Here is a 14729-nt window from a genome sequence, read left to right on the forward strand (position 1 = left end):
TCGGAGGATATGACCTGAATTCATAATCTCTACCTTAATTTAATTTTTAGAAATGGCAAGATATACTGGTCCAAAAACTAAAATTGCTCGTAAATTCGGCGAAGCAATCTTCGGAGATGACAAATCTTTCGAAAAAAGAAATTATCCACCTGGACAACACGGGATGGCTAAAAAAAGAGGTAAGAAATCTGAATATGCTGTCCAGTTGATGGAAAAGCAAAAAGCTAAATATTCTTACGGAATTTTAGAAAAACAATTCAGAAACTTATTCGAAAAAGCTTCTGCTACTAAAGGAGTAACAGGTGAAGTTCTTTTACAACTTTGTGAGGCTAGATTAGATAACGTAGTATTCAGAATGGGTATCGCTCCTTCTAGAAGAGCTGCACGTCAAATCGTTTCTCACAGACACATCACTGTTAACGGTGAAAATGTAAATATTCCTTCTTATCACCTAAAACCTGGAGATAAAGTAGCTGTTCGTGAAAAATCTAAATCTTTAGAAGCTATCGAGCGTTCATTATCTAATTCTAGTCACGTTTACGAGTGGATCACTTGGAACAATGACCTTAAAGAAGGTACTTTCGTTTCAGTTCCAGCGAGACTTCAAATTCCAGAAAATATCAAAGAACAGCTAATCGTAGAGTTGTATAACAAATAATAGACACTAGTCGAACATATGGCAATATTTAATTTTCAGAAGCCCGATAAAGTTATCATGATCGATTCAACCGATTTTGAAGGTAAGTTTGAATTCAGACCTTTAGAACCTGGCTATGGATTGACTGTTGGTAATGCACTTAGAAGAGTCTTGCTTTCCGCTTTAGAAGGATATGCAATTACATCTGTTCGTATCGAAGGTGTAGATCACGAGTTTTCTACAATTTCAGGAGTAGTTGAAGATGTTACAGAAATTATCCTTAATCTAAAACAAGTACGTTTTAAACGTCAGATTGAAGATATCGATAACGAATCTGTTTCTATCTCAATTTCTGGCAAAGACCAGATTACTGCTGGAGATTTTCAAAAATTTATTTCTGGATTCCAAGTATTGAACCCAGAATTGGTTATCTGCAACTTAGATAGCAAAGTTAACTTGAATATGGAGTTAACTATTGAAAAAGGTAGAGGATACGTTCCTGCAGAAGAGAACAAAAAACAAAACGCTGCCATCGGTACTATCTTCACGGATTCTATCTTTACTCCGGTAAAGAACGTGAAATATGCAATCGAGAACTTCCGTGTTGAGCAAAAAACGGATTACGAGAAATTAGTTTTTGAAATCAAAACTGATGGATCAATCAATCCAAAAGATGCTCTTACAGAAGCTGCTAAAGTTTTGATACACCATTTCATGCTGTTCTCTGATGAAAGAATAACACTTGAAGCTGATGAAATCGCTCAGACAGAATCATATGACGAAGAGTCATTGCACATGAGACAATTGCTTAAAACTAAGCTTGTTGATATGGATCTGTCAGTGAGAGCATTAAATTGCTTGAAAGCGGCTGAAGTGGATACACTCGGAGATCTAGTATCTTTCAATAAGAATGACTTGATGAAGTTCCGTAATTTCGGTAAAAAATCATTGACTGAGCTTGATGAGCTTGTGGCTGTGAAAAACCTACATTTCGGTATGGATCTAGCAAAATACAAATTAGATAAAGAATAAATTACTTCATATTTTGCTCTCCAAAGAGGATTGAAGCAAGATGGAGTTAAAAAAAACACGTCATGAGACACGGAAAAAAATTCAACCACTTAAGCAGACAGACAGCGCATAGAAAAGCTATGTTGTCTAATATGGCTTGTTCTCTAATCGAGCACAAACGTATTAATACTACTGTTGCTAAAGCTAAAGCGCTTAAACAATTTGTTGAGCCTTTGATTACAAAATCAAAACAAGACACTACTCATAACAGACGTATTGTTTTTGCTTACCTTAGAAGCAAATATGCGGTAACTGATCTTTTCAGAGACGTAGCTGCTAAAGTTGGAGATCGTCCAGGTGGATACACACGTATCATTAAACTTGGAAATCGTCTAGGTGATAACGCTGATATGGCGATGATCGAGCTAGTTGATTTCAACGAACTTTACAACGGTGGTAAAAAAGAGGTTAAAAAAGCTAAAAGCCGTCGTGGTGGAAAAGCTAAAAAAGCAGAAGAAACTGCTGTTGAAGAAGCTCCAAAGGCTGAAGCTCCAGCTGCACCAGCTGCCGAAACTTCTACAGACGCTGCAGAATAATGAAGAAATTCATTTCATAAATAAAAAAAGGATAAGCTATTATAGTTTATCCTTTTTTTTTGCCCATTCCAATACTACTTGAATATAAAATGAGACAGAAAAATTCTTGGAGAAATAAATTTTCAGAAACTCCAAATTTGAATTAAATTTGCAATCGCATTCCGCAACTACACAACACAACACTAAAAAATGAAATACACAACACGACAAAAAGCAATCCTCCTGCTAAGTGACGGAACAATTTTTTATGGAAAATCCATTGGAATAGAAGGAACTACGTTTGGCGAAGTCTGCTTCAATACCGGAATGACAGGCTACCAAGAAATCTTTACCGATCCGTCTTATTTCGGACAGATCATGGTGGCGACTAATGCGCACATCGGTAACTACGGTGTCAATGCCGAAGATATCGAGGCCGACCAGATCATGATTTCTGGATTAGTGTGCAAAAACTTTTCATTCAGCCACTCCCGTGCAAATTCTTCTGGAAGCTTGGAGGACTATTTCAAAAAGCAAAACTTGGTTTGTATTTCTGATGTAGATACAAGAGCCTTGGTAAGCTATATCCGCGATAATGGAGCGATGAACGCTGTAATCTCTACCGACGGAAAATCTATTGATGAACTAAAAGCCTTATTGGCAAAAGTTCCAGACATGAAAGGGTTGGAATTAGCGTCAAAAGTTTCTACTAAAGAGCCTTACTTCGTCGGACAAGAAACGGCAACTTATAAAATTGCTGCCTTAGATCTGGGCATCAAGAAGAACATCTTGAGAAATCTCGCCAAAAGAGATTGTTATATAAAAGTGTTTCCTTTTAATGCAACCTACGAAGAGATGAAAGCGTTTAATCCAGATGGATTCTTCCTTTCCAATGGTCCTGGTGACCCAGACCCTCTTTATGGCGCTATTGATATTGCTAAGAAAATCTTGGCCAACGACGATCCTGTTTTCGGAATCTGCCTCGGACATCAAGTCTTGGCGCTTGCTAACGGAATCTCTACGTATAAGATGTTTAACGGGCATAGGGGAATAAACCATCCTGTGAAGAATGAGATTACCGGAAAAGGAGAAATCACGTCGCAAAACCACGGATTTGCCGTAAACCGTGAAGAACTAGAAAAACATCCAGACCTAGAAATCACCCACCTTCATATCAATGATGGCACGGTAGCCGGAATGCGCATGAAGAACAAAAACTGCTTTTCGGTACAATACCATCCAGAAGCAAGTCCTGGTCCGCATGATTCCTCTTATCTGTTCGACCAATTTATCGAGAACATAAAGAAAGCTGTTAAAGCTTAACTATTTTAAAAAGACGCTGTAAGGCGTCTTTTTTTTGCTTCCTATAAATTGAATCTGTATTGCTTGACAGCCAACCAAAAAAAAGAGCCACTATGCAGTGGCTCTTTCAATTTGTGGTACTTAGGATTATTATTGTTTCACCACCTTTATTGTTTTTGTCTGTCCTTGAGACGTCACTTTTACCAAGTACGATCCCGTAGGAAGCGCAGACATATCAATTTTTCCTTCGGTACTATTAATGACTTTTGAAGCTACATTTTGTCCTAATAAATTAAATACTTGGACATCAGAAATATCTTGGTCATATGATAGGTTTAAAACGCCGCTTACTGGGTTTGGATAGGCTCTAAAGTTCGTGCTGTCAAATGCAGGAGTGCTCAATGTCGGGCTCCAAGCTCCTATAGAAAACAGTTCTTCTTCGTCATTCGAATATTCCCATACTCTGATGTAGACTGTTTCTCCAGGAGTTCTTCCTGTCAAGTTGATTCTTGAATAGTTTCCAGACGAACCAGAATCATCATCACATTCCACCAATTCAAGAGCATCACAAGTACCAGAATAAACGGCTAGGCCAGAATCGAAAGAAGTATCGCTTGAGCCAGTAGGGTTTCCAGTTTGAATCGTAAGTTTTCCATCAGCAGGAATAACCACCTTATACCAAACATCACCACCGCTATAGCTAGCACAATCCGGATCAGGAATAGAAGTTGTGGCTGCAGAATCTGTAGCTCCGATGATAGTTGAATTTACAGCTCCGCCTGCATACGTAGTAGCTGCAGTAAGCGTTATGGCATTGGCGCAATCGTCGTTGGCTGGAGGAGGAGGCAAAATGCCTACACAGATATCAAAAGTAGTCGATCCGATAATATCTTCACCATAACTAAATACCCTTACATAATACGTAGTGCCAACAACCAATCCAGAAATAATACTTGAATCCGGGTCGCTAACGTTTAAGCTTTCCAGCTGTCCGCCGCACATTCCTTGCAGCACCTCATGAACAAGATCAGACGGATCGCCGTCTACATCCAATAAGCTAATTTTATGAGAAGTAGCTGTTGCTACAAAAGTATACCAAACGTCGTCATCTGGAGTGCCAGAACCATTATTGCCTTCTCCAGAGTCTGTTGCTCCGGCTATCGTACCTGCTGTTTTTGCAGTGCAAGACCCATCTGTGTTAACCGTAAGCGCTACAGCATCATTACAATCATCATTTGCTGGAGCTGGAGGCTGTGATCCTATACAGATATCAAATGTAGTTGATTCCGGAATATCATCGTAATAGCTATATACCCTTACGTAATATGTCGCGCCTACAGTTAATCCTGTAGCAAAGCTAGACTCAGAAGTACTGTTATCTAAGCTTATTAATGATGTGCAGGTTCCATCCATTAACTCATGTACGAGATAAGTTATGTCGCCTTCTACGTTAAGTATACTGATTTTATGAGAAGTTGCTGTTGCTACAAAGCTATACCATACGTCATCATCTGCCTCGCCGTTTTCTGTTTCTACTCCAGAATCTGTAGCGCTGGCTAATGTACCTGCTGTTGTTGCTGTGCAAGACAAATCAGGATTTACGGTAAGTACTACCGCGCCTGTACATTCGTCATTTGCCGGAGCTGGAGGCAAGGTACCGATACAGATATCAAAAGCTGTCGATTCAGGAGCATTTGTGCCATAGCTGAATACCCTTACATAATAGGTCGTGCCGATAGTAAGTCCAGAGGCTGTGCTTATATCATCATCGCTGCTATTTAAGATTGTCAATGCATTACAATTTCCATCCATTACTTCATGTACAAGATCTGTTTGGTCTCCATTTGAATTCAGCAAACTGATTTTGTGAGTCGTAGAAGTTGCTACAAAGCTAAACCAAACGTCATCATCAGCTGTTCCAGTGTCAGCACCAATACCAGAATTAGTAGCGCTAACTAATGTTCCGGCAGTTTTTGATGTACACAATAAATCAGAATTAACCGTTAGTGCCACTGCGCCCGCACATTCGTCATTTGCAGGAGCCGTAGGAGGAATTCCGATACAGATATCAAAAGTAGTTGATTCTGCTCCGCTATCTCCATAAGTGAATACTCTAAGATAGTAGGTAGTGCCTATAGTCAGTCCAGTAATTAAGCTCGAATCGCTATCGCTTGCCTGTAGGCTCAATAACTGTCCGCCACAAGACCCTTCCAATGCTTCATGTACAAGATCCGTTTCATCACCTTCTACATTTAGTAGTTTTATCCTGTGTGAAGTTGCTGTAGCAGTAAAAGTAAACCATACATCATCATCGGCTGTTCCGACACCGCTAACCACTTCCCCTGAATCTGTAGCGCTTACTACAGTTCCAGATGTTCTTAAAGTACAAGAATTGTTAGTATTTACGGCAACCGAAATAGCGCCCGTACAATCGTCGTTAGCCGGAGCTGCAGGCGGAACACCTACGCAGATATTAAAAGTTGTCGATTCTGGAACTGTATCGCTATAACTAAAAATGCGTATATAATAGGTAGTACCTACAGTCAGTCCCGTAGCAAGGCTTGAATCGTTATCATTTGAAGTCAAGGTAACCAACGATCCGCAGGCGCCGTCCATTACTTCATGAACAAGATCTGTCAAATCACCTTCTGCATCTAATATTTTGATTCTATGCGAAGTTGCTGTAGCTACAAAGCTATACCATACATCATCATCCGCACTTCCAGTGGCTGTCGTGATTCCTGAATCTGTAGCGCCAGCCAAGATTCCTCCTGTTCTAGAAGAGCAAGACGCATCGGTATTTACAGTAAGAGCAATGGCATCGGCACATTCATCATTAGTTAACGTCGGCAATGTGGTGATGCAGATGTTAAAAGTAGTTACAGCAGGATCAGATCCGTAGCTGAATACTCTTATATAATACGTAGTGCCTACGGTCAATCCAGAAATAAGGCTTGTGTCGTTGTCGCTTGAGCTTAAGATTGCCAAGGTTCCGCAAGTTCCGCCCAGAACTTCATGTACTAAGTCAGTAGTGTCACCTTCTACATCTTTCAGGCTGATTCTGTGAGAAGCCGCTGTTGCTACAAAGCTATACCAAACGTCATCGTCTGCAGTTCCGGTCTCGGTTTCTATTCCAGAATCGGTAGCGCCAACCAAAACACCGCTGCCCATTGAAGAACAAGTTAGGTTTGGATTTGCGGTTAAAGCAATGGCTGTAGCACAATTGTCATTGGTAAGAGCTGGCAGCGTGCTGACACAGATGTCAAAAGTTGTAGATGCAGGATCGTCATAATAGCTATAGACCCTTACATAATAGGTTGTGCCAACAGTAAGTCCAGAAACAATACTAGAATCTAGATCTGCAGAGCTTAAGATAGTCAAGGATCCGCAAGTACCGCCCATCACTTCATGAGCAAGATCAATTTCGTCGCCTTCTACATTCGATAGGCTAATTTTGTGAGCTGTGGCCGTTGCCACGAAAGAGTACCAGACATCATCGTCTGCATCTCCAGTATCCGCTTCGAACCCAGAATCGGTTGCTCCAGATAAGGTTCCAGAAGTTCCTCCCGTACAATTAAGACCAGGATTTACGCTTAGTGAAACTGCATTTGCACAGTTGTCATTGCTAGGCGCTTGCGCATACGTCTGCCAATAAAAAGCAAATAAGGCAAATAAAAATAGTTGTTTTTTCATATTAGTTAGTTGTTTGATTAACAAGAATCTAATATGTGCATTTTATGAGCGAAATACAATTGTGATTTAGAATTCGATGGTTTTGATTTAGAATTCGTAAAAATAAGAAAGAACGTACAAGGCAATTTATAATCCTTTTTTGCAAGCAAAGTCCAAAATCAAAAACGATTAAATGCAAAAAAGAAATACTAATTGCTAAAACGTTTGCGTTTATAAGTTTTTAAAAAATAAAAGATTTCGGATTTTAAAATCCTTAAATTTGTTTTTTATTGAAAGAAACAATCAAATAATAACAAATAAACAATCAATAATGAGCAGAATTATTAAAATCCACGCTAGACAGATTCTTGATTCTAGAGGAAATCCAACTATTGAAGTCGATGTAGTAACAGAACACGGAATTCTTGGAAGAGCTGCTGTTCCATCTGGAGCTTCAACTGGAGAACATGAAGCGGTAGAACTTCGCGATGGCGGAAAAGCATTCATGGGCAAAGGAGTTATGAAAGCTGTAGAAAATGTAAATATTAAAATTGCTGAAGAATTATTAGGAACTTCTGTTTTTGAGCAAAACCTGATTGACCAAAGAATGATTGAGTTGGATGGCACTCCAAACAAATCGACGCTTGGAGCCAATGCAATTCTTGGCGTTTCTTTAGCGGTTGCAAAAGCGGCTGCTAATGAATTAGGAATGCCTTTATATCGTTATGTTGGTGGGGTTTCTGGAAATACGCTTCCAGTTCCGATGATGAATATCATCAATGGAGGTTCTCACTCCGATGCTCCGATTGCTTTCCAGGAATTTATGATTATGCCTGTTAAAGCAAAAACATTTTCTCAAGCCATGCAGATGGGAACTGAGATTTTCCACAATCTGAAAAAAGTATTGCATGACAGAGGCTTGAGTACAGCTGTTGGAGATGAAGGAGGTTTTGCGCCAAACTTGGCTGGCGGAACAGAAGATGCGCTAGATTCGATCAAAAAAGCCGTTGAAAATGCAGGCTATACTTTTGGCGATGACGTGAAGATTGCTCTTGACTGTGCGGCTTCGGAGTTTTATGTAAACGGAAATTACGATTATAAAAAGTTTGAAGGCGAAACTGGAAAAATCCGTTCTTCAAAAGAACAAGCAGAATATTTGGCCGAATTGGCTTCAAAATATCCAATCATCTCTATCGAAGACGGTATGCAGGAAAATGATTGGGACGGCTGGAAATACCTTACCGAACTTATCGGAGATAAAGTACAATTAGTAGGAGACGATTTGTTTGTGACGAATGTAGAACGTCTTAAAACAGGAATCGATAAAGGAATTGCCAATTCCATCTTGGTAAAAGTGAACCAAATTGGTACTTTGACTGAAACTATCGCAGCCGTAAACATGGCGCACAATGCAGGATATACTTCTGTAATGTCGCACCGTTCTGGTGAAACAGAAGACAATACGATTGCTGATTTGGCTGTAGCATTGAATTGCGGACAAATCAAGACGGGTTCTGCATCGCGTTCTGATCGTATGGCAAAATACAACCAATTGCTGCGTATCGAAGAAGAATTGGGAAGCACAGCTTATTTTCCTGGAGAAAAAGCTTTCAAGATTAAATAATTTAGTTATCTTTAGAACTATAAGCCCTTTTAGATTTCACTTCTAAAAGGGTTTTTTTATGAAATCAAATTCTAATTTGAAACCATCGAATTCTAAGTCTGGTCGCTAGTGGCACTGTGGAAATGTTATTTTTGTTTATGTCATTGTTTTTAAAAAGCATATCATTGCATTTTAAGAGATAAAAAACGTTTTAGAATGAAGTTAAAAGCCCTATTTATCTGCTTTTTTATACTGTTTTATGCTGATTTCTATTCACAAGAAAAGACTATTGACAGCCTAAAAGGGGTTTTAGAGCATTCTAAAAACGATATCGACAGGACCGTACTCCTTAATGCTATCGCGACAGAATATATGTCGAGCGATCCCAAAATGATGCAGGAGTATGCTACTAAAGCTCTAGAACTCTCCCAAAGAATCAAATATAAAATTGAAGAAGGCAATGCCTATTTGAATTTAGGAAATGTGAATGTTATTCTTGGGAAATATGCTGCCGCCCTTGACCATTTTTATAATGCGCAGAATATCTTCGAAACAGAAATCACCTCCGATGCTAAGAATAGATTAGAAATTAAAAAAGGTCTGGCTCGTGCTTACGGAAGCTTAGGGATTGTATTTTCAGAACAAAGCAACTATGCGAAGGCTTTGCAGTATCATCTGAAAGCGGTAAAAGTATATGAAGAAATCAAGGACGAAGGGCGGATGGCTCGGATTTACAATAACATCGGAATCGTTTACCAAGCGCTAAAAGAAGATTTCAAAGCCTTAGACTATTTTATAAAGGCCCAAAAACTTCAAGAAAAAACAGGCGATATGACGGTCGGTATTACCACTACGAATATCGGCAACATCTATTTAAGGCAGAAAAACTATCCCAAAGCGCTCGAATATTATACAAAATCAAAAAATACATTCGACAAGAGCAAGGATGTCAGAGGACTCGGAGAATTATACAATAACTTAGGTTCTTATTATTCACAGACAGGAAATCCGACAATGGCTGTAGAAAACTGGAACAAAGCCATTGCCGAATTCAGATCGATAGATGATAAATTCGGAATCTCGGATACCTATTCACATCTTGGGAATTTTTATTTTAGCCAAAAGAAATACAATGAGGCTTTAGAGAATGCAAATAATGCGCTGCGTCTGGCAAAAGAACTAGATGTTTTAGAGCAGACCATGAATTCTCAAAAGCTGATAAGTGCTATTTATGAAGCACAAAACAATCCGATTCTTGCCTTCCAGCATTATAAGCTGTATACCACTGCAAAAGACAGCCTTATCAGCCATGAGAATATCAGAAAAAGCGTGCAGGCAGAAATGAACTTCGACTTTGAAAAAAGAGAGGCACTGCAAGAAGAAGCTCATGAAAAGAAAGAATTGCTTTTTAAAGAACAAAATAAAAGGTATAGGCTTCAGACTATTTTCGGAGCATTGCTAGTCCTTCTGTTTTTTGGAATCATCTTCCTTATCTATAATAGGATGCAGCTAAAAAAAACACTGACACTTCAGAAAGAATTAGCAGAATACGAACAAAAAGCGCTTCATCTGCAGATGAATCCGCATTTTGTGTTTAATTGCCTCGGTTCGATTTCCAGCTTTATTGTACAGAACGGTACAGATTCGGCCATTAAATACCTTTCAAAGTTCTCTAAACTAATGAGATTGACGCTTGAGTATTCCAAAGAATCATTAATCCCAATCGACAAAGAAATCGAAGGCTTGCAAAATTATTTAGAACTGGAGCAGCTTCGTTCCGATAAAATGTTTAATTTCAGCATCACCAAAAGCGATGAGATAGAAGACGATGTGGCGCTGCCGCCTCTTTTATTACAGCCTTTTGTAGAGAATGCGATCCTTCATGGATTGATTCCTAAAAAAGAAGTCGGTAAAATCGATATCGAATTTTTATTGCAAGGTGAAAGCTTGATCTGTACGATTGTTGACAATGGTATTGGTTTTGAAAAATCACAAGAATTAAAAGCATCGTCTGTTTCCATTCATAAATCAATGGCTTTAGATATTACGAGAAAGCGACTCGAAATGATGGAAGCCGTCACGTCAAAGACTTCAAAAGTCGAGATAAAAGAATTAAAAGACGATCATGGAAATCCAAAAGGGACAGAAGTGATTCTGTACCTGCCAATACAATACATCAAATAGAATATGATAACAGCTTTATTGATTGATGATGATAGCAATTTAAGAAACGGCATGAAAAGCCTGTTGAATCGCTATGCGCCAGAAATTAAGATATTAGGAGAAGCAGACAGCGTAAAAACAGGTATCAAGGCTATTGACAGCCTTAAGCCGCAAGTAGTCTTTTTGGATATCCAGCTTACAGACGGTACCGGTTTTGATATTTTAGAAAAACTAGCCCAGAAGAACGGCAAATCATCTTCTCATATTGTTTTTGTTACGGCCCATGAAGAATATGCAATAAAGGCATTTCGTTTCAGCGCTTTAGATTTTCTTTTGAAACCTGTTGATCCCGAAGAATTAGAGAAAGTTATCGAAAAAATCAAAAATGCTTTAGAAAAAAACGATAACTACGCACACATTGACCTGCTGTTGGAAAACATCAGGAAAAAAGTCGATAATTTTAAAAGAATAGCGCTTTCTACAGCAGATGGCATACATCTGTTGGAAGTCAGCGATATCATACGGTGCGAATCCGAAGACAATTACACTAAATTCTATGTCAAGAACGGCAAGCCCATATTGATTTCGAAAACACTGAAAGAATATGAGGAATTATTAGGGGAGCACGGATTCGAAAGAATCCATCAGTCCCATTTAATCAACCTTTCTTGCCTGAAATCCTACATCAAAAAAGACGGTGGCTATGTGATTATGGCCGACAATAGCAAGCTTCCAATCTCGCAACGAAAAAAAGAACGATTGCAAGAATTGTTGAAATTGATTTAGCGAATTCTAACTCAAAATCACAAAATTCTAGTTAAATTCTTTTTTTAACACCTACTTTATTATATTTGGAAATATATATTTAGGTAAAAAGCTAAAAATGATGGTTATATGAAAAGACTATTACTTTATGGGTTGCTTTTCTTTTATGGATTTATAAACGCGCAAAACGTTTATATCCTTGACTCATCTTTTAAAAACAAATTACTTGCTGCCGATACGTCTAACGCCATTGCGAAGGATAACAGTGGCAATCCGATACGAATTGATGCCAATCAGGACGGGGAAATCCAAGCAAGCGAAGCACTGCAAGTTGTTGAATTAGATATTTCTTCTTCCAATATTTTTCATCTGCTTGGGATTGATGCTTTTTCAAATTTAAAAACACTTAAATGCGGACATAATACAATACAAACGCTCGATCTTTCGAACAATACTAATCTTCAATTTGTAGAATGTTACGACAATATGATTTCTTCTCTGAATTTGGCAGGACTTGTTAATCTGTCTTATTTGGATTGCAGGCTTATGGCAGGACAGCTTACTTCTCTAAATCTTGCCGGACTAACGGGTTTGAAGACACTCAAATGCGGGCGTAATAATCTAACATCTTTAAATGTCTCTTCGCTGACAAATCTAATAGAATTGGATTGCAGTATTTCTGATATATCGAGCCTGAATCTTTCAGGACTCGTGAATTTAAAATCGCTGGATTGCAGTTTGAATCTTCTTTCTTCTTTAGATGTCACGCCTTTAGTGAGTCTGGAGAATTTTGATTATTCCTATAACAATCTTGCATCGCTAAATATTTCTTCATTAACCTCATTAAAGAAATTATCATGCAATTCGATTGGTCTTACGTCTTTGGATTTGTCACCATTTCCAAATTTGGTTTTTTTGAGCTGCCATAGCAATCTGCTGTCTTCTCTGGATCTTTCAAATTCTGACAACTTAGTTACATTAGAATGTGGTGCTAACCAATTAACATCTCTCAATGTCTCGAATCTGACCAGCATGACTTCTCTGATGTGCGGTTATAATGATCTTGTTGCTCTAGATTTGTCAGGATTGACAAACCTTGAATATTTAGATTGTAGCAACAATGCGATTACGGTCATAGGCACGCAGGGACTAGATAGTCTTGTTAGAATCCTTTGTGGTAACAATGCAATTACAGCACTGGATATGAGCCATTCGCCTCATGTAACTTTTTTGTCTTGCGAGAACAATTCTTTGCTGGCAACAGTCAATTTGAAAAATGGTACTTCTTTTACAGAAATTCCGATCACGGGATTTGAATTTCAAAATACGCCAAGCTTGGCTTATGTTTGCTCAGACGAAGAAGAAAGCGAGCTATTGCAAAGTTTCTTCTCAGGGTTAGGGGCGAATATATCCGTTTCTCCTTATTGTACTTTTACTCCTGGCGGTGACTATAACACGATTACAGGCATTGTCAGATTAGATGCAAATGGCAACGGATGCGATGCTAGTGATGCTGCGCAGCCTTTTATAAAAATGAAAATAAGTGATGGAACAGAAGAAGAAGCCGTCTTTTTAAATTCAGAAACAAACTATGCTTTTTATACTCAGGAGGGTACGTTTACGGTAACTCCTGCTACTGAAAACGCTTCGTTCTTTTCTTTTGGCCCAACGAACGCCGTGGTCAATTTTCCAGATGTAGACAACACGGTCTATACGCAGAACTTCTGTATTACGCCTAACGGTACGCACCCAGATGTCGAAATTGCTATTGCGCCAATTGTTCCGGCAAGGCCAGGGTTTGATGCGGTTTATAAAGTAGTTTACAAAAACAACGGAAACCAAACAATATCACAGACTTCAGGAATAACGCTGCTGTATAATCAAAATCTTATGAGCTTTGTATCTTCAACTCCAACAGAACGCTCTCAGGGCCTTGGAAGGATTAGCTGGGATTACACAAACCTGCATCCTTTTGAAGCCAGAAGCTTTAATGTGACGATGAATATCAACAGGCCTACCGACGGCAACCCTGTAAATATTAATGATGTGCTGAATTTCACAGCTTCTGTTACCTTGCCAAATGGCGACGAAAATATGGCTGACAACTCCTTTGCGCTCCGCCAGACTGTGGTAGGTTCGTATGATCCGAATGATATACAATGCCTTCAAGGCGATATTGTTCCACCTTCAGAAATAGGAGATTATCTTCACTATTTAATCCGTTTTGAAAATACAGGAACAGCTGCAGCTCAAAACATAGTCATCCGCGATGAAATTAATGATGCAGAATACGATGCTTCCAGCATACAGATATTAAATACCTCTCATAAAATGACAAGGGCTAATGTAAAAGGCAATCTAGCAGAGTTCATTCTGAAAAATGTTTCTATAGATTCTGGCGGACATGGCAATATTTTATTGAAGATCAAATCGAAACAAGACCTTTCAGCAGAAAGCACTGTTTCACATAGAGTAGGCATCTATTTCGATTATAATTCTCCAGTAATAACTAACGATGCAACCACTATTTTCAAAGCATTATCAGTAGGAGAACATGAAGTAGATAAATCAATTATGATTTATCCGAACCCTGTAAGCCAGTTGCTGAATGTGAAAGCAGATGGTATAATCCGTTCTGTACAGCTATTCGATGCGCAAGGAAGAATATTGATGACTCAATTGCTTGGAGAAAACAATACAAGCTTAGATCTTTCAGCGTATGCCAACGGTGTATACTATATTAAAATCCTTACCGATGAAGGTGCAAAAACAGAGAAAGTAGTCAATAAGAAAAACTAACAAAGGAAACTTGAAATAGCATATTGAAACAAAATCCATTTGAATTATTAAGGTTAAAGAAATAATTTAATTTCAGCCTGCCGATTGACTTTGGCAGGCTTTTTTTTGACTGCGCCATATATATCAAGTTTGCAAAATTTAAAGAAATATTAACGAAATCGTTACCGTATTACTTTTTAGTTATTGCCGAATTGCCTATTTT

The 14729-nt window shown here is 38.6% G+C and carries 9 protein-coding genes; 8 read left to right on the forward strand and 1 reads right to left on the reverse strand.

The window, feature by feature from the left end:
• Positions 1-52 precede the first annotated feature (52 nt).
• The 4 genes from rpsD (at position 53) to carA (ending at position 3546) form a co-directional block, all read left to right on the forward strand.
• Positions 53-658 carry a 30S ribosomal protein S4 gene (gene rpsD / locus OLM56_RS06955; RefSeq protein WP_121376812.1) on the forward strand — a complete coding sequence of 202 codons (606 nt, stop codon included), beginning with the start codon at positions 53-55 and terminating at the stop codon, positions 656-658.
• Positions 659-676: 18 nt separating this feature from the next.
• Positions 677-1669, forward strand: a complete 993-nt coding sequence (locus tag OLM56_RS06960) for a DNA-directed RNA polymerase subunit alpha (RefSeq protein WP_121376811.1) — start codon at positions 677-679, stop codon at positions 1667-1669.
• Positions 1670-1731: 62 nt separating this feature from the next.
• A complete protein-coding gene (gene rplQ / locus OLM56_RS06965; protein ID WP_121376810.1) occupies positions 1732-2244 on the forward strand; it encodes a 50S ribosomal protein L17 in 513 nt (170 codons plus the stop codon).
• A 189-nt stretch (positions 2245-2433) separates the two neighbouring features.
• Entirely contained in the window at positions 2434-3546 is a 1113-nt protein-coding gene (gene carA / locus OLM56_RS06970) for a glutamine-hydrolyzing carbamoyl-phosphate synthase small subunit (protein ID WP_264528776.1), read from the forward strand.
• A gap of 129 nt (positions 3547-3675) precedes the next feature.
• On the opposite strand, the gene OLM56_RS06975 is transcribed toward carA, so the two are convergent.
• Positions 3676-7218: a T9SS type A sorting domain-containing protein gene (locus OLM56_RS06975; RefSeq protein ID WP_264528777.1), complete on the reverse strand. Its 3543-nt coding sequence runs from the start codon at positions 7216-7218 to the stop codon at positions 3676-3678.
• A gap of 310 nt (positions 7219-7528) precedes the next feature.
• Between OLM56_RS06975 and eno the strand changes: the two genes are divergently transcribed.
• The 4 genes from eno to OLM56_RS06995 all read left to right on the forward strand — a co-directional run bounded on the left by eno (position 7529) and on the right by OLM56_RS06995 (position 14527).
• A complete protein-coding gene (gene eno, locus OLM56_RS06980) occupies positions 7529-8821 on the forward strand; it encodes a phosphopyruvate hydratase (protein WP_121376945.1) in 1293 nt (430 codons plus the stop codon).
• Positions 8822-9016: 195 nt separating this feature from the next.
• On the forward strand, positions 9017-10984 hold the full coding sequence (locus OLM56_RS06985; RefSeq protein WP_264528778.1) for a tetratricopeptide repeat protein: 1968 nt from the start codon (positions 9017-9019) through the stop codon (positions 10982-10984).
• Between the two features lie 3 nt (positions 10985-10987).
• Complete coding sequence (locus OLM56_RS06990) at positions 10988-11749, forward strand: LytR/AlgR family response regulator transcription factor (protein ID WP_121376806.1); 762 nt, start codon at positions 10988-10990, stop codon at positions 11747-11749.
• 108 nt (positions 11750-11857) lie between these two features.
• On the forward strand, positions 11858-14527 hold the full coding sequence (locus OLM56_RS06995; protein WP_264528779.1) for a T9SS type A sorting domain-containing protein: 2670 nt from the start codon (positions 11858-11860) through the stop codon (positions 14525-14527).
• Positions 14528-14729 lie beyond the last annotated feature (202 nt).

The sequence above is a fragment of the Flavobacterium sp. N2550 genome, assembly GCF_025947265.1.
GTDB classification, from domain to species: Bacteria; Bacteroidota; Bacteroidia; order Flavobacteriales; family Flavobacteriaceae; genus Flavobacterium; species Flavobacterium endophyticum.